General features: G+C 60.8%; 20 protein-coding genes. 12 read left to right on the forward strand and 8 right to left on the reverse strand.

The window, feature by feature from the left end:
* Positions 1–36: 36 nt before the first annotated feature.
* From ACSEXS_RS14095 to ACSEXS_RS14105, 3 genes are read left to right on the forward strand one after another with little or no spacing between them, the layout of a single operon-like run.
* Positions 37–1,782, forward strand: coding sequence for a sensor histidine kinase (locus tag ACSEXS_RS14095; RefSeq protein WP_438433873.1), 1,746 nt, complete (start codon positions 37–39; stop codon positions 1,780–1,782).
* Complete coding sequence (locus tag ACSEXS_RS14100; protein WP_438433874.1) at positions 1,779–3,191, forward strand: response regulator; 1,413 nt, start codon at positions 1,779–1,781, stop codon at positions 3,189–3,191. Before ACSEXS_RS14095 ends, ACSEXS_RS14100 begins: the two co-directional genes overlap by 4 nt.
* Positions 3,188–4,852, forward strand: a complete 1,665-nt coding sequence (locus ACSEXS_RS14105) for an extracellular solute-binding protein (RefSeq protein WP_438433875.1) — start codon at positions 3,188–3,190, stop codon at positions 4,850–4,852. The genes ACSEXS_RS14100 and ACSEXS_RS14105 overlap by 4 nt, the downstream gene beginning before the upstream one ends.
* Before the next feature lie 139 nt (positions 4,853–4,991).
* Here the strand turns inward: ACSEXS_RS14105 and ACSEXS_RS14110 are convergent, their stop codons facing one another.
* Positions 4,992–5,843, reverse strand: coding sequence for an AraC family transcriptional regulator (locus tag ACSEXS_RS14110; protein ID WP_438433876.1), 852 nt, complete (start codon positions 5,841–5,843; stop codon positions 4,992–4,994).
* Positions 5,844–5,977: 134 nt separating this feature from the next.
* Here ACSEXS_RS14110 and ACSEXS_RS14115 point away from each other — a divergent pair, with 134 nt between their 5' ends.
* The 4 genes from ACSEXS_RS14115 to ACSEXS_RS14130 all read left to right on the forward strand — a co-directional run bounded on the left by ACSEXS_RS14115 (position 5,978) and on the right by ACSEXS_RS14130 (position 8,858).
* Entirely contained in the window at positions 5,978–6,973 is a 996-nt protein-coding gene (locus ACSEXS_RS14115; protein ID WP_438433877.1) for an aldo/keto reductase, read from the forward strand.
* Positions 6,974–7,297: 324 nt separating this feature from the next.
* Positions 7,298–7,990 (forward strand): threonine/serine exporter family protein, encoded by a 693-nt coding sequence (locus tag ACSEXS_RS14120; protein WP_438434044.1) that lies wholly within the window; start codon positions 7,298–7,300, stop codon positions 7,988–7,990.
* 13 nt (positions 7,991–8,003) lie between these two features.
* Positions 8,004–8,456 carry a threonine/serine exporter family protein gene (locus tag ACSEXS_RS14125; RefSeq protein ID WP_438433878.1) on the forward strand — a complete coding sequence of 151 codons (453 nt, stop codon included), beginning with the start codon at positions 8,004–8,006 and terminating at the stop codon, positions 8,454–8,456.
* 201 nt (positions 8,457–8,657) lie between these two features.
* Entirely contained in the window at positions 8,658–8,858 is a 201-nt protein-coding gene (locus ACSEXS_RS14130) for a cold-shock protein (RefSeq protein ID WP_438433879.1), read from the forward strand.
* Positions 8,859–8,970: 112 nt separating this feature from the next.
* On the opposite strand, the gene ACSEXS_RS14135 is transcribed toward ACSEXS_RS14130, so the two are convergent.
* On the reverse strand, positions 8,971–9,501 hold the full coding sequence (locus tag ACSEXS_RS14135) for a hypothetical protein (protein WP_438433880.1): 531 nt from the start codon (positions 9,499–9,501) through the stop codon (positions 8,971–8,973).
* Positions 9,502–9,879: 378 nt separating this feature from the next.
* Positions 9,880–10,839 carry a 1,4-dihydroxy-2-naphthoate polyprenyltransferase gene (locus tag ACSEXS_RS14140; protein WP_438433881.1) on the reverse strand — a complete coding sequence of 320 codons (960 nt, stop codon included), beginning with the start codon at positions 10,837–10,839 and terminating at the stop codon, positions 9,880–9,882.
* Between the two features lie 439 nt (positions 10,840–11,278).
* Between ACSEXS_RS14140 and ACSEXS_RS14145 the strand changes: the two genes are divergently transcribed.
* From ACSEXS_RS14145 to ACSEXS_RS14165, 5 genes are all read left to right on the forward strand, one after another.
* Positions 11,279–12,181, forward strand: a complete 903-nt coding sequence (locus ACSEXS_RS14145) for an FMN-binding protein (RefSeq protein WP_438433882.1) — start codon at positions 11,279–11,281, stop codon at positions 12,179–12,181.
* A 93-nt stretch (positions 12,182–12,274) separates the two neighbouring features.
* The gene (locus ACSEXS_RS14150; RefSeq protein ID WP_438433883.1) at positions 12,275–14,158 is read left to right on the forward strand and encodes an FAD-dependent oxidoreductase; all 1,884 of its coding nucleotides are present in this window, start codon (positions 12,275–12,277) and stop codon (positions 14,156–14,158) included.
* A gap of 111 nt (positions 14,159–14,269) precedes the next feature.
* Positions 14,270–14,731 carry a hypothetical protein gene (locus ACSEXS_RS14155; RefSeq protein WP_438433884.1) on the forward strand — a complete coding sequence of 154 codons (462 nt, stop codon included), beginning with the start codon at positions 14,270–14,272 and terminating at the stop codon, positions 14,729–14,731.
* The gene (locus tag ACSEXS_RS14160; protein ID WP_438433885.1) at positions 14,728–15,735 is read left to right on the forward strand and encodes a polyprenyl synthetase family protein; all 1,008 of its coding nucleotides are present in this window, start codon (positions 14,728–14,730) and stop codon (positions 15,733–15,735) included. The genes ACSEXS_RS14155 and ACSEXS_RS14160 overlap by 4 nt, the downstream gene beginning before the upstream one ends.
* A 392-nt stretch (positions 15,736–16,127) precedes the next feature.
* Positions 16,128–17,816 (forward strand): 2-isopropylmalate synthase, encoded by a 1,689-nt coding sequence (locus ACSEXS_RS14165; RefSeq protein ID WP_438433886.1) that lies wholly within the window; start codon positions 16,128–16,130, stop codon positions 17,814–17,816.
* Between the two features lie 96 nt (positions 17,817–17,912).
* Here ACSEXS_RS14165 and ACSEXS_RS14170 read toward each other — a convergent pair whose 3' ends face one another.
* The 5 genes from ACSEXS_RS14170 to ACSEXS_RS14190 all read right to left on the reverse strand — a co-directional run bounded on the left by ACSEXS_RS14170 (position 17,913) and on the right by ACSEXS_RS14190 (position 21,505).
* On the reverse strand, positions 17,913–18,704 hold the full coding sequence (locus tag ACSEXS_RS14170) for an energy-coupling factor transporter transmembrane component T family protein (protein ID WP_438433887.1): 792 nt from the start codon (positions 18,702–18,704) through the stop codon (positions 17,913–17,915).
* 162 nt (positions 18,705–18,866) lie between these two features.
* Complete coding sequence (locus ACSEXS_RS14175; RefSeq protein WP_438433888.1) at positions 18,867–19,745, reverse strand: ATP-binding cassette domain-containing protein; 879 nt, start codon at positions 19,743–19,745, stop codon at positions 18,867–18,869.
* A complete protein-coding gene (locus ACSEXS_RS14180) occupies positions 19,721–20,578 on the reverse strand; it encodes an ATP-binding cassette domain-containing protein (protein WP_438433889.1) in 858 nt (285 codons plus the stop codon). The genes ACSEXS_RS14175 and ACSEXS_RS14180 overlap by 25 nt, the downstream gene beginning before the upstream one ends.
* Entirely contained in the window at positions 20,575–21,126 is a 552-nt protein-coding gene (locus tag ACSEXS_RS14185; RefSeq protein ID WP_438433890.1) for a Gx transporter family protein, read from the reverse strand. Before ACSEXS_RS14185 ends, ACSEXS_RS14180 begins: the two co-directional genes overlap by 4 nt.
* Positions 21,110–21,505, reverse strand: a complete 396-nt coding sequence (locus ACSEXS_RS14190) for a NusG domain II-containing protein (protein ID WP_438433891.1) — start codon at positions 21,503–21,505, stop codon at positions 21,110–21,112. The genes ACSEXS_RS14185 and ACSEXS_RS14190 overlap by 17 nt, the downstream gene beginning before the upstream one ends.
* Between the last annotated feature and the right edge of the window lie 137 nt (positions 21,506–21,642).

Consider the following 21,642-nt stretch of genomic DNA (forward strand, 5'->3'; position numbering starts at 1 on the left):
GAGGAGAGATGGCAGGACTTCAAGGGAGAGAAGAGAATGGCCGGAAGCCGCATGACCAAGGGCTCGTCCCGTCCGCGCGTCAAGTCCTTGCGGAAACTGTTGATCCTCTACTTGCTCGCGGCGGCGCTGCTCCCCCTGATCGTCGTCGGGGTGGTTGCGTATTCGTCGATCTATTCAATCCTCTCGGGCAAGATTGCAAGCGGTATCAATGCCGGTCTTGAGCAGCAGGCGTTCCGGCTGGAGAACGCGTTCGACAACCTGGACTACGCTTCCAAGCAGTTCGCCCTGGACGGGCAAATCGTAGAGGAAATGTCCGCTTTTCTGCAGGAACGGCAGATCTACCGCAAAGCCCAGCTGATGACCTCCATTACCGAGAAAATCAACCTCGTGAACTTCACGAATCCCTATATCGGGCTGACGGCTTACCTGGCGCCGGACAGCGAGGACCCGGTGCTGTTCACCAGCCTGAGCGCCCGCAGCGATTTTGACTTCGCGAAGCTTCCCCGCTTCATGCATTACAACGGAGCGGATTACTTCGGCCCGCATCCGACGATGTATTCGGTCGGAGATAACCTGGTGCTGTCCGAGCGCCGGGCCGTCCAGGTGTCCGGTCACGCGCTCTACATCTATCTGGAGACGAGCTACAGCCTGCTTCGCCGCGTCTTCGACCAGGACGGCTACGGGATGAAGCTGCAGCACCTGCTTATCGGCCAGGACGGCGGCAGCGTTCACGTGATCGAAGGCGAGCTCCCCCGGCGCGTGACCCAGGCTGCGGCGCTTCCTTCCTCGCGCGCGCACGAGGCGCTGGAGGGCTACCACCTGTTCCGCTATACGAGCCCGCAGGGCTGGCAGCTCGTCGCGGTCGTCAAGAAGTCCGTGTTCAACCGCGAGATTTACGACTGGGTGGCCAAGGTGGCCGTGCTGGCGCTGTTCACCCTGCTGTTCGCCGCCTTCCTCGGCGGGCTCGTCTGGCGGCGCGTCTATGCGCCCCTGCGCAAGCTGAACCTGGAGATCAACCGCATGGCCGAGAATGTAACCGCTCCCGTCGCCCTCACCCATGTGGAGGAGTTCGACTTCGTGCTGAACAACTTCCAACAGATGAAGGAGCAGGTCAACGAGCTGATCCAGGACGTGGCCCGCAACGAGAAGCAGAAGAGCCAATTCGAGGTGGAAAAGCTGCTCAGCCAGATCAATCCCCATTTTCTGCACAATACGCTCAACACGGTTCAGTGGCTGGCGCGGATGAACGGGCAGAAGGACATCGACCGCCTCGTCACCCTGCTCGTCAAGGTGCTGCACTACAACCTGGGCAAGCACAGCCTGATCGTCACCATCGAGGAAGAGATCGAGGCCATCCGCAACTACATGGAGCTTCAGCGCATCCGCTACGATTACGAATTCGATTTTCAGGTGGAGGCCGACGAAGACGTGCGATCGGCTGCGGTTCCCCGGTTCCTGCTGCAGCCGTTGGTCGAGAATTCGATCTACCACGGCCGAAGCGACAACGGGAAAGTGGAGATTCGCATCACCAAGCAGGGGGACCGCCGCATACTGATCCGCGTGAGCGACAACGGAGCGGGGATGACCGAGGAGGAAGTCGCGCAGCTCCTATCCGGTTCGTCCGGGGAGAAGAAGGGGCTCGGCATCGGGTTCCCGTACGTCTCCCGTATGCTCCACACGTATTTCGGCTCGGACATGACGCTTTCCATCGACAGCCGGCCGGAGCAGGGCACGACCGTGAGCATTCTCATTCCCCGCAAGCGAAAGGAGGACCTTGAATGATACGAGCGGCAGTCGTGGATGACGAGCGCCTGGTGCGCAAGGGCTTCATGTCGATGATCGATTGGGCGGCCTTCGGCGTCGTGATGGTGGGGGAGGCGGGCGACGGCAAAGAGGCGCTCAAGCTGATCGAGACGCAGGACATCGACCTGCTCTTCGTGGACATTTCCATGCCGGGCATGTCCGGCTTTGAGCTGATCGGCCATGTCCGCCGGCTGTACCCGCGGATTCATTCGGTGGTGCTGACCTGCCACCATGAGTTTGAGTACGTGCAGGAGGCGCTGCGCCTGGGGGCGGTCGATTATATTGTCAAAACCCTGCTCGATATGGAAAACACCGACGCGACCATCGGCCGCCTCGTCGCCCGGCTGAAATGGGAGCAAAGCCTCCGCGGCGGCGGGCCGAACGGAGAAGGCGGCCGCTTGACCGCCGATAAGGCGATCGTCTATCTGCCGCTGCAGCCGGAGCTTAGCGCAGAGCGGTTGATTTCGCTCCAACTGACCAAGACCCATCCGCCCGCCGAGCTGGGCGAGCTGTGGGTGTCCCCGGTGCAGCAGCGCCTTTGCCTCGAAGAGGTCCGGCGGGACATCCAGGACAAGCTCGGCGGGGCGTGGCTTGCCGTCCTGCTGTCCGACGTTCGGGAGGCACCGCTCGCAGAGCTGGAGAGGGAATGCGCCGGCAAGCTGCGGCAGGCGGTCTTCTACCACCCCGAAGGGCAGCTTCCCTTGGTCCAGCTGTCCTATGGGGAGCTGCGCTCGGCAGCCGTCCGGACAGAATCCGTGCGGGACTCGGAGGAAGAGGCGCTGGAGAAGGCGCTGGACCTCGCCTGGGCCCTCTCGCCGTCCGAATGGGACCGGCTGTTGGATCGGCTGCGCGAGGGGAGGCCGCATTATTCGCGCGTCCTGGCGTTCAGCCAGCGGCTGCTTCAGGAATGGGAGGCCTTCCTGCCGCAGGAAGAGGAGCGGGCTTCGCTTGAGGAGGCCCTTCCGGCCTGCCGCAGCCTGCACGCTTGGAAAGGCTGGCTGCGCCGCTTCGCCGACTTGGCTGCCCGGCGCATGCTGGAGCTCGGCTTCTCCCGCGAGGTGATGGGCTGCCTGTTCCGGGCGGTCCGCTACATGCAGGCGAACGCGGGACAGAAGATCAACCAGAGCGAGGTGGCGGCGGCCGTCGGCATGAGCCGGGGCTATTTCAGCCAGTGTTATGCCCGCTTCGCCGGGATTCCCTTCGGCGAAAGCCTGCGGAACATGCGGCTCGACCAAGCCAAGCGGCTGCTCCTGGAGACCGAGCTGCCAGTCTGGGAAGTGTCCAGCCGTTCGGGCTTCGAGGATGAGCGCTATTTCAGCCGGCTGTTCCGCGATCGGATCGGCCGGCTGCCGAGCGAATATCGCAGCGAGGGGGGCGGGCGGGCATGAAGATGCGCAAGCTGGCCGCCCTGCTCCTCCTGGCCCTGGCCGCGGCCGCCTGCCGCGAGAGCGCTGCGCCTGCGGAGCCGGTCCGGCCGACCGTCTCTGCGGTACCGGCCGAGCCGGACGCCTACGGCAGGCTGGCCTCGCCCGTCACGATCCGCATCGGCTTCAAGATTCCCGATTCCCGGCTCACGACGGGAGACAGCAACGACAACAACCCGGTCAGCCGCTACCTGGAGGGCCTGACCAACATCAAGGTCGTCCACTACTGGGAAGCGAAGGGGGACGAGGCTTATTTTCAGCGGGTGCAGATGGCGCTTGACAGCAGCGATCTGCCGGACGCGATGGTCGTCGACCGCGAGCAACTGGAGCGCCTCATCCAGGCCGATCTGATCGAAGACCTGACGGACGTGTTCGAGAAATATGGTTCGGCGCTGATCAAAGAGATGTACCGGTCGACCGGGAACGAGGTCTTGACGGACGCGTCCCGCGACGGCAAGCTGTACGGTCTGCCGAATGTGGCGCTGCAGGCCGATTCGGCCACCCTGCTCTGGATTCGCGAGGATTGGCTGAACCGGCTGGAGCTGAGTCCGCCCCGCACGCTCGACGACATCGAGAAGATCGCTCAGGCGTTCGTGGAGCGCGATCCCGACGGGAACGGCAAGCGGGATACCGTCGGCATCAGCGGCTACCGGAACATCGTCTATGGGCAGAAGCCGCATATCAACGGCTTCGATTCGGTCTTCAACGCCTTCGGCGCTTATCCCGGCAACTGGATTCGCAATGCGCGCGGCGAGATCGTCTACGGCTCCACGGAGCCGGAGACCAAGGAAGCGCTGGCCCGACTCGCAGACTGGTACAAGCGCGGCCTGATCGACCCGAATTTCCCCCTGTACAAGGAAACCCAGGAGCCGATCGTGGCCAACAAGACCGGAATCTTCTTCGGTCCCTGGTGGATGCCGTATTTTCCCTTGTTCGAAGCGGTGCGCTCGAATACGACGGCGGAGTGGCGGGCTTACGCCGCGCCGCTGAACGCCGAGGGGCGGTTCGTGATCCACTTGGCCCCTCCGACGGACCGGTTTCTCGTCGTCCGCAAGGGCTACGCCCATCCGGAGGCCGCGGTCAAGCTGGTCAACGCCTTCACCCGGCTGGAGCGAAGGGAGGACCCGAACGAGGCGGTTCGCAGCTTGGACGACTTTGCCGCCCAGACCGGCATTCAGCCGCGGGCGTACTATCCCTTCGACCTGCTGATCGATTATTCGGAGGGAATCGAGCGCAACTATGCCGATCTCCAGCAGGCACTGCACGGTAAGATCGACCCGGCGCTGTTGCGGCCGGAAACCCGTCTGCTCTACGAGCGATGGAACCGGGAGCTGGAGCAGCCGAAGAAGGATTTGGAGGGCTGGAAGGCGGTCAATTCGTACCGGTACGGCGTGGGGGTCCTCGCCTCGACCCCGAGCGTGAAGGTAAAGAGCGTCTTTTCCGGGGTGACGAAATCGATGCCGGGCAGGTGGAAGGAGCTTCAGAAGCTGGAAAGCGAAACCTTTCTGAAGGTGATCGTCGGCGACACTCCGCTCAGTGAATTCGACCGGTTCGTGCAGGAGTGGAAGCGAAACGGCGGAGACCGGATTACCGAAGAGGTCCGGGCGGCGGTGGGAGGCTCATGACGGGCCCGGAGAGCGCGAGAATCATCCATAGCGCGGCAAAAAGGAAACCTCTTATTCCACAGCCCGGTGGAATAAGAGGTTTTTCTCTTTGGGGATTTGGATAAGGAGCTCCAATCCCACTCGTATCGTTTCTCCCCGTTTACGCCTGCACCGGAAGCCGGTTGACCTCGCGGTATTGGCGCGGCGATAAGCGGTAGAGCTGCTTGAACATCCGGGAGAACAGCAGCGGGTCCTTGTAACCGACGGAGAAGGAGATCTCCTTGACCGACAGGAGGGTCGTGCTCAGGAGCTCGGCGGCTTTGCCGAGCCGGTATTTCAGCAGATACTGCTGGGGAGAGACGCCGGTCTCCTCCTTGAACAGCCGCGACAGGTACTTGCGGGTGAGGTTGAGGGCAGCCGCCAGCTCCTCCACGGTGACGCCCCGGGAGTAATTGACGTCCACGTATTCCATCGCCCGCATGACATAGGTCTTGCGCCGGTTTTCCGACGGGCGGGCGCAGGTGCGTTCCCCGTTCGCTTCGTCGAGAATGTCGGCCATGAGCTGGAGAAAGGCGGCGGTAATCCGCAGATCGCGGCTGTCCCCCGGGTAATCGGCCTCGCGCACCCGCCGGAAGCTCTCCCCGAGGCCGCTCGCCTCTCCCGTGTGCAGGATCGGATTCTCGGCGGACAAGCCGGTCATGGCCAGGTAAGCCTCCGTGTCCTCGCCGTGAAAGGCGATCCACGATTGCACCCAGGGCTCCTCGAGGTCCGCCTCGTAAGAGAACACGACTCCCGGGCAGACCAGGAAGCCGTCGCCCGCGCGCAGCGAATAGGCCTTGCCCCGGAAGCGGAACGTCCCCTGGCCGCTGTTGATGTAGAAGATTTTATAGTGATCCTTTACCGCCGGGCCCCACGAGCCGCCGGGGGCGGCCTTCTCCGAGCCGCAGTAATAGAATTGGAGATCGACGGGAGTCTGCTTCTGCCGAGGCAGGACCGTGCAGTAATGTTCCATTTCCGAGCGCCACCTTAAAAGGGTTTAGTGACATTATACAATAAAGAGCGGACATGAGGATATGCCTTTTGCCACAGGGGGAAGGTATAATGAATGCGCATTCCATCCGGCGCCACCAAAAGGAGAGAAATGAAATGGCACATTTGGCTGCACAAGGTCGATACGAAACGATGAAATACAACCGCAGCGGCAAAAGCGGCCTCAAGCTGCCCGCGGTCTCGCTTGGCTTGTGGCATAACTTTGGCGGCATCGATCCATATGAACGGGGACGCGAAATGGTGCGGCGCGCCTTCGACCTCGGCATCACCCACTTTGACCTCGCCAACAACTACGGACCGCCCGCCGGCTCCGCCGAAGAGAATTTCGGCCGGATTCTGGACCATGATTTCCGCAGCTACCGCGACGAAATGGTGATCTCGACCAAAGCCGGCTACTACATGTGGCCGGGGCCTTACGGTGAGTGGGGCTCGAAGAAATACCTCGTCTCCAGCTTGGACGCAAGCCTGAAGCGGATGGGACTCGACTATGTCGACATCTTCTATCACCACCGGCCGGACCCTGACACGCCGCTCGAAGAGACGATGGCGGCGCTCGACCTCCTCGTTCGCCAGGGCAAGGCGCTCTATATCGGCATCTCCAACTATTCCGCCGAGCAGACGGTGCAGGCGTCCAAGATTCTGAAGGAGCTCGGCACCCCCTGCTTGATCCACCAGTTCCGCTACTCCATGCTGGACCGCAGGGCCGAGCAGGAGGGCTGGCTGGATGCGCTGGAGCAGGAGGGCATCGGCAGCATCGCCTTCTCGCCCTTGGAGCAGGGCATGCTGACCGACCGCTACCTGAAGGAGATTCCGGCGGATTCCCGCGCTGCGGGAGCGAGCGTCTTCCTGCGTCCGGAGTCGCTGACCGACGAGAAGATGGAGAAGGTGCGGCGCTTGAACGAGTTCGCCGCAGAGCGCGGACAGAAGCTGTCGCAGATGGCGATCTCCTGGATTCTGCGCGGCGGCCGCCTGACCTCCGCCCTGATCGGCGCAAGTAAGATCAGCCAGATCGAAGACGCCGTAGCGGCCGTGGCCGCGCCCGACTTTACCCGGGACGAGCTCGACCGCATCGAGACGATTCTGCAGGGATAAACGTCTTTCCGGCCGCGGAAGACGCGAAGCGAACCAAAGCCTCACACGGGGAAATCGCCCGCCGAACGGCCAGGAGCCAAATCCTGCCGGGAGGCGGGCTCTTTGGCTTGGACGATGCAAGGGCTCTGTCTTTCTTCATTAAAATAGTAACCGCTTACCGCCGGTTGGAAGGCGGGGGGCGGCATGGTATAATGGCAATGGTTTTACGCATGGTAACCTTAACAATTGGCAGGTGCGGCAGTGTTGACGACAGAAGAACAACCCGGAAATCCGGACCGGGGGAACGACCGAATCGTGGAGGTTTGCCTGCTTGCGGGCAAGCTGATGCTCCAGAACGGAGCGGAAACCTATCGGGTGGAGGATACCATGACGCGGATGGCCGCCGCCTTCGGGTCCGAGGCGGCCCAGAGCTACGTGACTCCTACGGGAATCTGGTTCTCGCGCAGGGGGGACGAGCCGACCAAGATGGCGCGCATCTCCGTCCGCTCGACGGACCTGCGCAAGGTCACCCAGGTCAACGCCATCTCGCGGCAGGCCGCCGAGGGCAAGCTGAGCTTGGCCGTCGTCTATGAACGGCTGAAGGAGGTCGAGGCCAGCCGGGTCACCTATTCGCCGTGGCTGCAATACCTCGGTGCCGCCGTCTCCAGCGGCTGCTTCCTGATGATGTTCCAGGGCATCTGGGCGGATTTCCTGCCGGCGACGGTGGCGGGCGGCATCGGCTATGTTGCCGCGGTAAACGTGCACCGGGTCGTGCCGATCAAGTTCTTCTCCGAGCTGCTCGCCGCTTTTCTCATCGGCCTGATCGCCATGCTGTCCGTCCATACCGGCTTTGGCCAGCAGATCGACAAGATCATCGTCGGCTCCGTCATGCCGCTGGTTCCCGGCCTGCTCATCACCAATGCGGTCCGGGACCTGATGGCCGGCCATCTCGTGTCCGGCTTGTCCAAGGGCGCGGAGGCCTTCCTGACGGCCTTCGCGATCGGCACCGGCATCGCCATGGTATTCTCATTCCTGTAAGGAGGCGCAGGCCTTGCTTGTTCAGCTTATTACCAGCTACGTGGCCTCGGCGGCCTTCGGCATCCTGTTCAACGTACCTCCCAAGACGCTCGTCCAGTGCGGCTTCATCGGCATGCTGGGCTGGGCGCTCTACATCAGTCTGTCCGACGTCGGGGCCGTCCTCGTCGTCTCCACCCTCGCGGCGTCCTTCTTCATCGCGCTGTTGAGTCAAGTTTTCGCGCGCCTGTTCAAGACGCCGATCATCGTCTTCAGCGTCTCGGGCATCATTCCGCTCGTTCCCGGCGGCCTGGCGTACGACGCGATGCGTCTGTTCGTCGAAGGCAACTACAGCCTGGCGATGCAATCCGCCGCCCGCGCGTTCCTGATCTCCGGGGCGATCGCCATCGGCCTGATCTTCTCCGAGGTGACCAATGTGTTCTTCAAAGGCCCGAAGCTGAAGCGGGTTTCCGCCGAGCGGGCCGAGTGAACCGGGGGGCCGCTTGCGTTCCCCCGGCGGATGTGCTATCCTGAGACCGTTAACAAATGAAGCCTGAATTCATGCATTTCAAAGGGTTCTCATCTGGTAATGAAACCTTTTGGAATGTGTGAATTTTTTATTTTTACGTAAGTCCCTTATGTGAGAAATAAAAAGCTCCATGTTAAATAACCCTTTTGGAGGTAATTCCCCATGCAACAAGGAACGGTAAAATGGTTTAACGCAGAAAAAGGCTACGGCTTCATCGAAGTAGAAGGCGGCAACGACGTATTCGTACACTTCTCCGCTATTCAGGGCGAAGGCTTCAAGTCCCTCGACGAAGGCCAGCACGTGGAATTCAACGTGGTTCAAGGCAACCGCGGCCCGCAGGCCGAAAACGTTGTAAAGCTGTAATCGGCTAACGACGTGATAAGAACCGCTCCGGCTGTCCAGCCGGAGCGGTTCTTTTATACCCACAGCACGAAAATAGCCTCTCCCGGGCCGACCGGGGAGGCTATTTTTGCCGCTAGTCCTTTTTGATGCTAATGCTTGCGAGTACGCTCAAGAGCTCATCCTTGTGCTGCTTGAAGGCCTTCTCCCCAACGGAAATATGGGCCCCGAGCGAGCGTCCGGCATACGCTTGCTCGGTGAGAGCCGCACCGTCCAGAATCAAGGTCTGCTCCACCCTTCCGTTCTGGGTCGAGGTGGAGAGAGTGCCGGTGAGCCCGCTGTCGGTCTTGAATGGCTCCGTTTCCTGCTGATCGACGACCGGAACGGAGAGGGTTCCTAACTGACCAAAGATGTATAGGTTGTCCTCCCGATTTCCGTCCACGTAGAGGATGATTCCGCTGTCAGGGGAAGCCTCCTGGGTTGCCGTCGGCTCCTTCCATTCATGGACGTCGGAGGGCCAGCTCTGCGGATAGGTCAATTGAAAACCGAATTTGTTATCGGTGTACGAAGCGTTCTTCGAATCGGTTTTGGATTCAGTCGAGCATGCCGATAAGAGAAGAAGGGCGAGGAGGAGACAGGCAACCGGTAGTCTGCTGTCGAATTTCATGGGAACACAACCTTATGGCCGGGGGCGGCGAGATTTCGTGGCAAGGCGGGGCTGCTCATCCAAAAGCCCGAAGGCAGGGTGAGGTGGATTCAACACAGCGGTGTGTACGTCGAATTATGTAAAAAAATTCACATTATGCGCGATAACTCCCACCCCTTTCTGGTTGGGATTATTTCCTCTTTTTTCTCTCGATGAAGGGTGTTGCAAACTTATTATATATGATAACTAAAACTGGAATATGTAGGTCTTTTGTCGTGATAATCCCAGAAAATGATTCCGCTTGCTATGCAGGGGGACTAACACAAATAAAGGGAAAACCAAGGGAGTATCCGAGGTTGTGCCGGGTCAGGGCGCACGGGAACGGGCGGGCTCCCGACGCTACCGTCCGATGAGAATGGCGAGCGCCAGCACCAAGAGACGCGACGCCGACAGGATCAGGAACGTCTTCACCGAGAGGCCGAAGGTGACGGCCTTGAGCTGCTGCCGGTCGAACGCCCGAAGGTTGCGGTTGAGCGGAATGATCGTGGCGACGATGAGGAGGAGCAGGTAGACGGGAACACCGAGCAGTGCCAGGGCGATGACATCGACATACGAAACGTAGTAGATGATTCGAAACAGGAGCAGCGAGTTCCGTTTGCCGATGTACTGCGGAAGCGTATAGCGGCGGTTCTCCAGATCGTCTTCCATGTCGCAGATGTTGTTCGCCAGCATGATGTTGGCGATCCCGGCGACCATAGGAGCGGAGACGAAGCAGACGGCGAGGATCTCCACCAGATTAAGCCGGAGGCTGACCAGTCCTTCGCCGAGCGAAGAGAGGTCGACCGCGGCGAGCTGTCCGTCGTTCGTCTGGATGAAGATGGTGATGAACAGAAGCAGGAAGCCCATGAACACCCCCGAGAACAGCTCGCCGAGCGGCATGCGCGATATCGGCAGCGGCCCATAGGAATAGAGGATGCCGACCAGGAAGGACAGGCCGCCGAGGGCGAGGACCAGAATGTCGCTGTTCAGCACCAGAACGATGCCGGAAGCCGCTGCGACGGCCAGAAGCGATGCGATGACGGTCACGACCGACCGCTCGCTCAGCTTGTGAGAGACGATGGCGTTGTGGCTCTCATAGCCGTAGCCGTTTGTTTTAACGGCCTTTTTGAAGTCCATATAATTATTGATCGCCGTCGTGGCCATATCGAAGGCGAGCAGCGAAATTAGCATGAGCGCGAACGGCAGCGGGCGGAATTCCCCGAAGCGGTAATAAGCATAGAGGGTTCCGAAGGCAAACGGAATGACGCTGGCCACTTTCGTCTGAATTTCCACCAATTTAAAAAGGCTTTTAAGCTTCACGGGGGCACCTGCCTGTTCCAAAAGAATCGGGAGGCCGCGCCCGCGCAGCCCCCTCCCTGCGATGATAGCGGGTTTGAAAATATTTGTCCACAAAAATGAAAATGATTCTTGTTTTCACAACGAAATCTGTCATAATGAATAAGGGCATTTGGCTTAACGCGCTTTGTTTTCTTGGTCAATTTGTCCAAAGAATTCAAATTTTTTTTGGTTTATCCCACTCACATGCGGAAAGTTGGGTAATATAGGGGTGAGGACCGGGCTCTTCCCGCCGGAAATTCCCTTTCCCACCGTCCATTATGGAGATTTGGAAGTCAGCGGAGGAGAGAAGTCACACAAAGTAACAAAAATCACTATGTTTTTGTGCCAAGTGCTGATATAATCAACTGCGTGTGAAATGTATCACAGGATTACACGAACCAAAAAGGGGAGGAAATTTGTAATGAAGAAAGCAGCAGCAATTGTATTGTCCCTTTCGCTTACCGCCGTTCTGGCAGCGGGCTGCGGAAGCAGCAAGTCCGGCGAATCGGCCAGCCCTTCGGCATCCACGTCGCCTTCGGCATCCACCGCACCGAGCGGTTCCGCGGCTCCGGCCGGTCAATACGCAGACGGCGTGTACTACGCCCAAGGCGACGACTTCGACGCCAAGACCGGTTGGAAGGAAGTTGTCGGCCTTAAGGTCGAAGGCGGCAAGATCGTTTCCGTCGACTGGACCGGCGTCAACAAAGAAGGCGGCATCGACAAGAAGGAATACTCCAAAGACGGCCGCTACGGCATGAAAGCCGGCGGCGCTTCCGCCGAATGGCACGAGCAGGCCGAAAAGGCCGAGCAGTTCCTGATCGAGAAGCAGGATCCGAAGGCCATCACGGTTAACGCCGAAGGCAAGTCGGACGCCATCTCCGGCGTATCCGTCCACGTCAGCGGCCTGGCTACGCTGGCCCAGAAGGCCCTTGACGCAGGTCCGGTTCAAGCCGGAACGTACAAGGACGGCACCTACAAAGCCGAATCCGCCGACTTTGACAAGGAAAGCGGCTGGAAAGACACCGTGACGATTACGGTCCTGAACGGCAAGATCCTCGCTGCCGAATGGAACGGCATCCACAAGGATGGCGGCACGGACAAGAAGACCCGTTCGAAGAGCGGCGAGTACGGCATGAAGAAGGGCGGCGCTTCCTCCGAATGGCACGAGCAGGCTTACAAGGCCGAGCAGTTCCTGATCGAGAAGCAGGACCCGACGGCCATCGCCGTCAACAACGAAGGCAAGACCGACGCCATCTCCGGCGTATCGATTCACGTAGGAGGCTTCGCCGAGCTCGCCAAGAAGGCGCTCGACCAAGCAAAATAAGTTAGCATCAGGGTAGCAATGAACCCGCGGAACGCGTTATTTCGGGCCGCGGGTTCACATCATCCAGTCTGAATCTATCGTGAGGTGTATCGTATGAAACAGATCGTGGTTTTGGGCGGCGGTTACGGCGGTGTCCTAACGGCCAAGAAACTCGGCAAGCTGTTGAAAAAGCAAGATGTACGGATTACCCTCATCGACAGAAACCCTTATCATACCCTTCTGACAGAGCTTCATGAAGTCGCCGCCGGCCGTACGGATGAGGACGCCATCAAGGTTGACCTGAAGAAGGTTTTTGCCGGTTTCAAAAATGTCGATGTCGTGCAAGACGAAATCGGTCATATCGATTTCGATTCCCGCAAGCTGCATGGGGAAGCCAAGGCTTATTCTTACGACTACCTGGTAGTCGGTACGGGCAGCAAGCCCACCTATTTCGGCATTTCCGGAGCGGAAGAGCATGCCTTCTCCCTCTGGTCCTTTGACGACGCCGTTCGGCTCAAGGAACAGATTCTTCATATGTTCCGCGAGGCCGTGAAGGAACGGAACGCGGCGAAGCGCAAGGATATGCTCACCTTCGTCGTCGTCGGCGCCGGTTTCACCGGTGTGGAAATGATCGGCGAGCTGGCCGAATACGTCCAGGATCTCTGCCGCGAGCATCATATCGAGCGTTCGGAGGTCAACCTCTACGTCGTCGATATGGTGGATAAAATTTTGCCAATTCTCCCGGAATCCCTGATCAAGAAAGCCGAAAAGCATCTGCGGAAGCTGGGCGTCAATATTATCACCGGGTCCAAGATCACCGGCGTTACCGAGAACGGAGTTCAACTCGGCAACCAGGAGATCACCTCGAAGACGGTCATCTGGACAGCCGGCGTAGAGGGCTCCGATCTGGCGGGTAGCCTCGATGTCGAGCAGAAGGGCCGCAAGCGGATCCTGACCAACGACAAACTGCAGGTTCCGGAGCATCCGGAAGTTTATGTCGTCGGCGACAACATCTTCTACATTCCGGAAGGCTCGAAAGCTCCGGTTCCGCAGATGGTCGAGAACGCCGAGAACGCAGCTCCTGTCATCGCTTATAACATCGCTTCGGAATTCCTCGGCAAGGAGAAGAAATCCTACAAGCCGGTCTTCCACGGCATGATGGTCAGCATCGGCAGCCGGTACGGCGTCGCCAACGTCGGCCTGCCGAACATGATGTTCAAGCTGACCGGATTCATGGCCATGCTGTCCAAGCATGCGATCAACATGCTGTACCTGGCACAGGTGCTTGGCTTCAACAAGGTGTACACGTATCTCCTGCATGAAATTTTCCATGTCAATAATCGCCGCAGCTTCCTCGGCGGCCACTTCTCCAAGCGCTCTCCGAACTTCTGGCTCGTTCCGCTGCGGATTTTTGTCGGCGTGAAATGGTTCCAGGAAGGCTGGGAGAAGCTCGATAAGGTCATCGAGGATCCGAACAAGATCTTCCTGATTCCGGCAGCCGCCTTGCCCAAGGACGGAACGGTCGGCGCTTCTCTCGCCGACGCAACGAAAGCCGGTGCGGATATTGTGGGAGCAGATGCGGTGGCAGCAGCGTCCCAGGCTACGTCGGATGCCCTGTCGGCCCTTCCGGTATGGGGCTGGATTCACAAGATCGTCGACTGGTCGATGAACCTGTTCTTCTACACCAACGACGGCGGCTATACCGTTCTCGCCAAGTGGTTCCAATTCGGCATGGTCGGCGCTGAGCTGATCTGCGGTGTGCTGCTTATCCTCGGCCTGTTCACGGCTCCGGCTGCGATTGTCACGATCGCTATGGGCGTCATGATCTGGGTATCGGGTATGGCTCCGCCGGAAATGCTCTGGTACATCTTCTCGGCCATCGCCCTGATCGGCGGTTCCGGCAGCACGCTGGGCCTGGATTATTACGTCTATCCGCGCCTCAAGCGCGCCATCCGGCGGATTCCGTTCGTCAAGCGCTACTACCTGTACGCGGATTAATCCACCAACAGGCTTACGTTCAGGAGAGAGGCTCCTTGCTGCCCGATCGTTCGGGGGCGAGGGGGACTCTCTCCTTCCTGTATGTAGCCTGTTCGGGAAGGAATGGATAACATGGACGGTAAATGGATAACGGATGCATTCACCCGGGTGGACAAGCTGATCGACCCGGCCACGGGCATTCGGTTAAAGACGGAGGATACCCGGCTGCCGGAGCTGGCTGCGATCTTGGAGAAGGAGCGGCTGTCCCGTAAACGCAGAATCGCCATTCTCGGCGGTTATCTGCTTCTCCGTGCAGGTCTGGCGAGCCATCAAGAGCTGGACCGGCAAAGCGGCGAAGAGCGGACGCGCAGCCTGCTCGGCGGGGACTACCTGTTTGGGGTCTACCTGCGCTGGCTGGTGCAGAACGGAGAAGGCGAGCTGCTGGCTTACTTGACGCCGGTTCATAAGACGATTCAGATCCATCTCGCGGCAGGGGGAACCGCAGACGAGGCGGCAGACGAGCTGTTTGCCGGCTTCCGTCGCTATCTGTCCCGCGGTCAGGAAGAAGTTTCCCGCACAAGGAGGCCGCAATGAAGCTTCACGAAGCCCTCCGCATCGATCTGGCGCCCCTCAACCGAGACTTGATTGCCATCGCGGAGTCCGACCCGGATCTCCGGGCCTATCCCTGGATCGGCGAGAGCGTCACCCGGCTCGTGGAGGCGGGAGGCAAGCGCCTCCGGCCGATGATGGTTCTGGTTGGCGGACGGTTCGGGCCGGAGCCCGACCCGATCCATGTTCAGAAAGCCGCTCTTCTTCTCGAATATCTCCACATGGCCTCTTTGATTCATGACGACATCATCGACAATTCCGACCTGCGCCGCGGGATTCCAACGCTTCAGCGGACCGTTGGCGTCGCTCCGGCAGCGCATATCGCCGCTTACATGATGGCCCGCGCCTTGGAATGGGCCATGGAAGGGGAGCGTGAGCCAACGGAAGAAGAGGTCCGGCTCGGCTCCGGGGACAAGCCCCGGCTGGCGGAGGTCGCCTCGCTCTTGATGCAGCTCTGCATGGGGGAATACCAACAGCTCGGCAGCCGCTTCCGCTACGAGGTGCCGCTGGCCGACTACCTGGAGAAATCCCGCAACAAGACGGCGGTCCTGATGGCCAACTGCTTCCGCATCGGCGCCGAGCTGAGCCGGGCGGACAAGACCGTCTGCAAGCAGCTCTACGCCTTCGGCGAGGCGCTCGGCATGGCGTTTCAGATCCGCGACGACGTTCTCGACTACAGCGAGACCACGGCGGAGATCGGCAAGCCGGCGGGCTCCGATCTGCGGAACGGCAACGTCACGCTGCCCGTGCTGTATGCGCTGGAAGACGGGGGGCCCGCTCTCGCCGCAGCGATCCGCGCCCTCGGCCCGGATTCGCCGGAGGAGGAGTTCGCCCGCGTGACGCGGGAGATTGCCGCCTGCGGAGCCGTCGAGCGGTCGCTCGCGATGAGCCGCGATTACGCCCGCAAGGCGAAGCGCATGCTCAAGCGGCTGGCGCCGCATCCGGCGGTTGCCGATCTCGAGATTCTGCTGAAGTATTTCACGGAGTAGAGGGGGGCTTGGGCGTTTTGCCACTGGAAAGATTCCGCTCGGCGTGCTATTCTAAGTAAAATCCACATCGGAATATGCTGGGAGAAGGAGCAGTACCCGTTGACCGGTTTCAGAAAGCTGCTGGACGATGCGAAGCAGCAACCGACAGACGGGGAACTCGCCTGGGAGCAGACTCGGTCAAGTCCAACGCAAGCATGCGTTGGTTCGCAGCCGAGAACGGAACGCCCTCCGTTACAAGGGCTTGGGTGCAGGCCTTCGCCTGCAGCCGATGAGGGTATGGCCGAAGAACGGCCATAAATTCGGAGTGGTACCGCGGAAGCATAAGGTCTTTCGTCTCTGAGCGAATAGCTTAAGACGAGAGGCCTTTTTTATTTTCGAGAGGAGGGTGCTTCATGAGTTCAAGGAATCGCTTTAATTATCAGAAATATGAGAAAAAATACTTTTTGCCGCCCGTCCATACCTGCGATTGGGTGAAGAAGGACGCGATCGACCAGGCGCCCGCCTGGTGCAGCGTCGATCTAAGGGACGGCAACCAGGCGCTGCCCGTTCCGATGAACCTCTCGGAGAAGCTGGAGTTGTTCCAGCTCTTGCTGGACATTGGCTTCAAAGAGATCGAGGTGGCGTTTCCTGCGGCATCGGATACGGAATTTGCGTTCCTGCGCACCTTGATCGAGAAGCGGATGATCCCGGAGGATGTTACCATCCAGGTGCTTACGCAAGCCCGCGAGCATATCATCCGCCGGACTTTCGAAGCGCTGGAAGGCGCTCCCAAAGCGATCGTACATCTGTACAATTCCACCTCGGAGGCTCAGCGCCGGCTCGTCTTCCAAAAATCCCGGGAAGAAGTGAAGCAGATCGCGGTAGACGGGGCCAAGTGGGTCAAGCAATACGCGGAACGGACGAAAGGAGAGTTCTACTTCCAGTACAGTCCGGAAAGCTTTCCGGGCACGGAAGTGGACTACGCTCTGGAGATCTGCAACAGCGTCCTGGAGATCTGGAAACCGACCCCGGACCGCAAGGCGATCATCAACATCCCGACCACCGTGGAAAATGCCATGCCGCATGTGTTCGCGGCCCAGGTAGAGTACTTCAGCAAGCATCTGATCGACCGCGACAGCCTCGTTTTGTCCATCCATCCGCACAACGACCGCGGCAGCGGGGTGTCCGATGCCGAATTCGGCATCCTGGCCGGCGCCGAGCGGGTGGAGGGAACCTTATTCGGCAACGGCGAGCGAACCGGCAATGTCGATCTCGTCACCTTGGCGATGAATCTGTATTCGCACGGCGTCGATCCGAAATTGACCTTTTCCGATATGCCGTCCATCTGCGAGACCTTTGAACGGGTGACGAGGATGACCGTGCATGAACGGCAGCCCTATTCGGGCAAGTTCGTCTTCACGGCCTTCTCCGGCTCGCATCAGGACGCCATCGCCAAGGGCATGCAGGCCCGCGGACAAGCGGCTGGGGACAAATGGGACGTTCCCTATCTTCCGGTCGATCCGGCCGATCTGGGCCGAAGCTATGAAACGGACGTGATCCGCATCAACAGCCAATCGGGCAAGGGCGGTATCGGGTACGTGCTCGACCAGGCTTATGGCATCAAGCTGCCTTACCGCATGAAGGAAGAGCTCGGCTACTGCGTGAAAGGGGAATCGGATACCCGCCAGAAGGAGCTTTCGTCCGAGGAGATCTATGCGGTCTTCGAGCGCGAATACCTGGCCTATCATCCCCGGTTCCAAGTGCTCGATTACCGCTTGGGCCGCGGTCCGGGACATATCGCCTTCGTGACCGTGCAGGCGGGCGGCGGCGACCCGATCGACATCGAGGGCCAGGGGGACGGAAGTCTGGACGCAGTGTGCCAGGCCTTGAAGGCATACGCGGCGTTGGACTTTCATCTGGAGGTATACGAGGAATACTCGCTCGGCAAAAGCTCGGCGGCCCAGGCCGTCGCCTGTATCGGCATCGTTCAGGAAGGCCGGTATTATTGGGGAGCGGGAATCGACAAGGACATTATGAACGCTTCGGTGCAGGCGCTCGCCGTCGCCGTCAATCGGTTGGGAACCGCGGGCCCGCGCGGGTAAACGCCGGTAAAAAAGAAAAGGCACACCGCATTCCGGTCCGTTCGGAATGCGGTGTGCCTTCTTTCGTTACGATTGGCGGCGGCGTCCGGTTGCCGCTCAGATCCAAACCGTGAGCAGCACGACGGCCAAGGTAGCCGCGATCAGCAGGGTATCGCCCCGGCCCCAGTGCAGCTCGTGAAAGCGGGAGCGCGGATGATGCAGGCGATAGCCCCGCGCTTCCATCGAGTCGACGAGCTCGGCGGCGCGCCGGATCGCCTGGGCCGTCACCGGAACCAAGAGCGAGATCAGGAGACGCGCCTTTTGCAGCAGGTTCTGATCGGCCAGGTCCATGCCGCGCGAGGCCTGGGCGCGGAGGATCTTCTGCGCCTCCTCGAAGACCGTCGGAATGAAGCGCAGCGCAGTCGTCAGCATCAGCGTCACCTTGCGCGGCGAGATGCGGAGGAAGGCCAGCGGCTTCATCAGGCTTTCCAGCGCCTGCGTCAGCAGCAGGGGCGGGGTGGTCAGGGTCAGCACGGCCGTGTAGGCGACGAACAGCACCATGCGGGCGACGGAGAGGAAGCCCTTTTGCAGGCCGCCGGAATAGAGCTTGACCGGACCGAGGTTGACGGCCCATGACCCACCGGTATCGAACAGCACATGAAACAGGAAGATGAACACCATGAGGAAGATCAGCGGCCGGAGCGAGCGGAGATAGGTCCGGAAGGAAATCCGGGTCATGGCCATGATCGCCAGCGAGAAGACGCCGAGCAAGACCAGCTCGGCCGTGGACCGGACGAGGAAGACCGCCGCCATATAGAGCAGCATGGCCAGCGTCTTCGCCCGGGGGTCCAGCCGGTGAATCCGGGAGCCGGTCTCAATGTATTTGCCCATGATCATGCGATTGGCCATGCGGAAGCTCCTTTCGACGGGGATAACTGGCAAAGGCTGCGAAGCGGACGCGGGAATTTCGGTGGCGGGAATTCCCGCGTCCCCGCGAGATCTCGCATCAACCGGCGCGCTTGCCCGAAGCCGACTGATGCGCTGCGGCCGGCAGAAGGGCGCTTTCGGTCCTCACTGGGGGGAGGGCTTTCCGGCCTGTGCTTCGAGCGCCTCGGCGATATAAGCCGCCAGCCGCCCGGTCGGGTACGGGCCCTCGGGGAACGGCACGCCGAAGCGCTCGGCGAATTCCTGCAGGAAGCGGACCGCCGGGGGCGTGACGATTCCGGCTCGGTCCATCAGGCCGGCATTCGCGAGCAGCTCGTGCGGAGCGCCGTGGAAGAGCGTCCGGCCCTCGGCGAGCAGCACATACTCCTCGGCGTAAGGCAGGACCTCCTCCAGCCGGTGAGTGACGAGGATGACCGTCTTGCCCCGCTCGCGGCACAACCCCGCGAGCAGCCCGAGCAGCTCGTCGCGGCTCGCCTGATCGAGCGTGGCGGCCGGCTCGTCCAGCACCAACACCTCCGGGTCGGAGGCCAGCACGGTGGCGATGGCCGCCTTGCGCATCTGGCCGCCGCTCAGGTGGAAGGGGCTGCGGCCGAGCAGCTCTTCGCCGAGCCCCAGCGCCGCTGCCGCCCGGTGCGCCGCTTCCCGGGCTTCCCGCTCGCCCGCGCCGAAATTGAGCGGACCGTACATCAGGTCCTTCTCGACCGTCTCGGCGAACAGCTGCTGCTCGGGGAATTGGAACACGAGGCCGACCTGCCGGCGCAGCGGCTTGAGCCCTTTGCCGGACTGGCCCGGCTCCAGCACGAAATCGAGCACCCTTATCCGCCCGGCGTCGGGCAGCAGGATGCCGTTAAAGTGCTGCAGCAGGGTGGATTTGCCGGAGCCGGAGGCGCCGAGCACCGCGATGAACCGGCCTTCGGCGAGTGTCAGGTCGAGGCCGTTTAGCCCCGTCTGGCGTCCGCCTCCGCCCTTATAGGTGTAGGTTACTTGTTCGAAGGTGAGTGCCACTGGGTCAGCGCCTCCATCAATTCGCTTTCGTTCAGGCGCGGGGGAACGGCGATTCCCCGCTCGCGGAGGGCGGCGGCCAGCTCCATCGCGAAGGAGGGGCGGAGCCGAAGCTGCTCCAGCAGGGCGGGATCGGCCAAGAGCTCGCGCGGCTTGCCGTCCGCCACCAGGCCGCCGTCCGCCAGTGCCAGCATCCGGTCGGTGGCGAGGATCTCATCGGTGTCGTGGGTGACCGAGATCAGGGTATAGCGGCCGGTCTCCCGCATCTGCCGGAGCTGGGCGAGGATCTCCTGCTTGGCCTGCTCGTCCAGCATGGACGTCGCCTCGTCCAGAATGAGAACCTTCGGCTCCAGCGCCAGCACCGCCGCGAGGGCGACCCGCTGCTTCTGTCCGCCGGACAGCTCTGCCGGATGGCGGTCCAGGAAGGCCTCAATGCCCAGCATCGCCGCGTAACGCGCGAGGCGGGCCGCCATCTCCGTCCGGTCCAGGCAGCGGTTCTCCAGCCCGAAGACGATGTCGTCGGCGACGTTCAGGCCGACGAACTGATTGTCCGGATTGGCGAAGACCATGCCGATCCGTTCGCGGATGTCGCCGAGCGTGGAGTCGGCGAGTTCGATCCCGTCGACGGCGATGCGCCCGCCGCTCGCCGGAAGCAGGCCGTTCAGCCGCTTGACGAGGCTGGACTTGCCGGTGCCGTTGGCCCCGACGAGGCTCACCCATTCGCCCGGATACACGGAGAACGAGATGTCGCTCAGGAAGTCGGGACCGCCCGGCTCATGGGCGCAGCTCAGGTTGTCCACTTGGATCATCGGTGGTTCGGTAGGGGTTGCGTTCATCGGACACCTCCCGCCGGCTGCAAGAGGCCGAGCTTGTCCAGCGAGCCGATCAGGTAGGTGGCGGCCACGCCGATGAAGAAGCCGGTCACCACGCCGGAGACCAGCAGCAGCGGCAGGTAGAAGAAGATGGACGTCGTGCCGAGCACGAGCGCCGCCGCGGCGAGCTGGCCGAGGTTGTGGGCGATGCCGCCCATGATGCTGATAGCGGCCAGGCTGAAGAAGTCCTTGCGCACCCGAAGCAGCGCAAACATGACCAGGAAGCTCGCCATCGAGCCGAAGAAGCTGAACAGGAACGTCGAGAAGGTTCCGAGGATGAACGAGGTGAGCAGCGTCTTCAAGACGATGAGGGCGACCGCGTCGCGCCCCTTGAAGTAGTACAGGCAGGTCAGCACCATGATGTTGCCGAGCCCGAGCTTGGCCCCCGGGACGGCGATGGCGAAGGGGATGAACGACTCGACGATGCCGAGCACGACGGCGACCGAGGCCAGGATCGCCACCATCGCCGCTCTCTTCAGCTCCTCGCGGCTTCCGTCAGGACGCAACGCCATCGAGACCGCCTCCTCCGCCCGCATCGCTCACCACTTCGACCATCAGCCGGTGCGGCAGGCAGACAATCGTCTGGCCGACGGCTTTGACGTTGCCAAACGTCAGGCAGAGCTTGTCGGGGCAGTCTGCGTCGATCATCTGGATGCCCTTGTCGTGCAGCTTGAGCAGGTTGTAGCCGTAGGAGGTGCGAATCTCCAGCTCCTGCTCCTTGGGGCCGAGCTCGACGGTTTTGTACGGTTTGCCGTCCACGGTGATCCGGGCGAACAGCTTTCCGTTCGCCGAAGCGTCATTTTTTTGCAGGAGGGGAACCATGATAATGGAAGCGATCAGCAGGACCGCGGCGAGAAGGATGAGGTCGGCTTTTTTGAACAGCTTAAGCATGGCAGTCACTCCGAAAAGGGCGCGCCGCCGCTCCCGGGCTTGACGATGGGGAACGGGACCCGCCTATTAAAATTGTCACAACTTTAAATTTGACCATTTGCTTTCATCCTACCATAATGAGAAGGAAAAAAGAAATG

It is taken from the genome of Gorillibacterium terrae (assembly GCF_051594785.1).
GTDB lineage: Bacteria > Bacillota > Bacilli > Paenibacillales > NBRC-103111 > Gorillibacterium.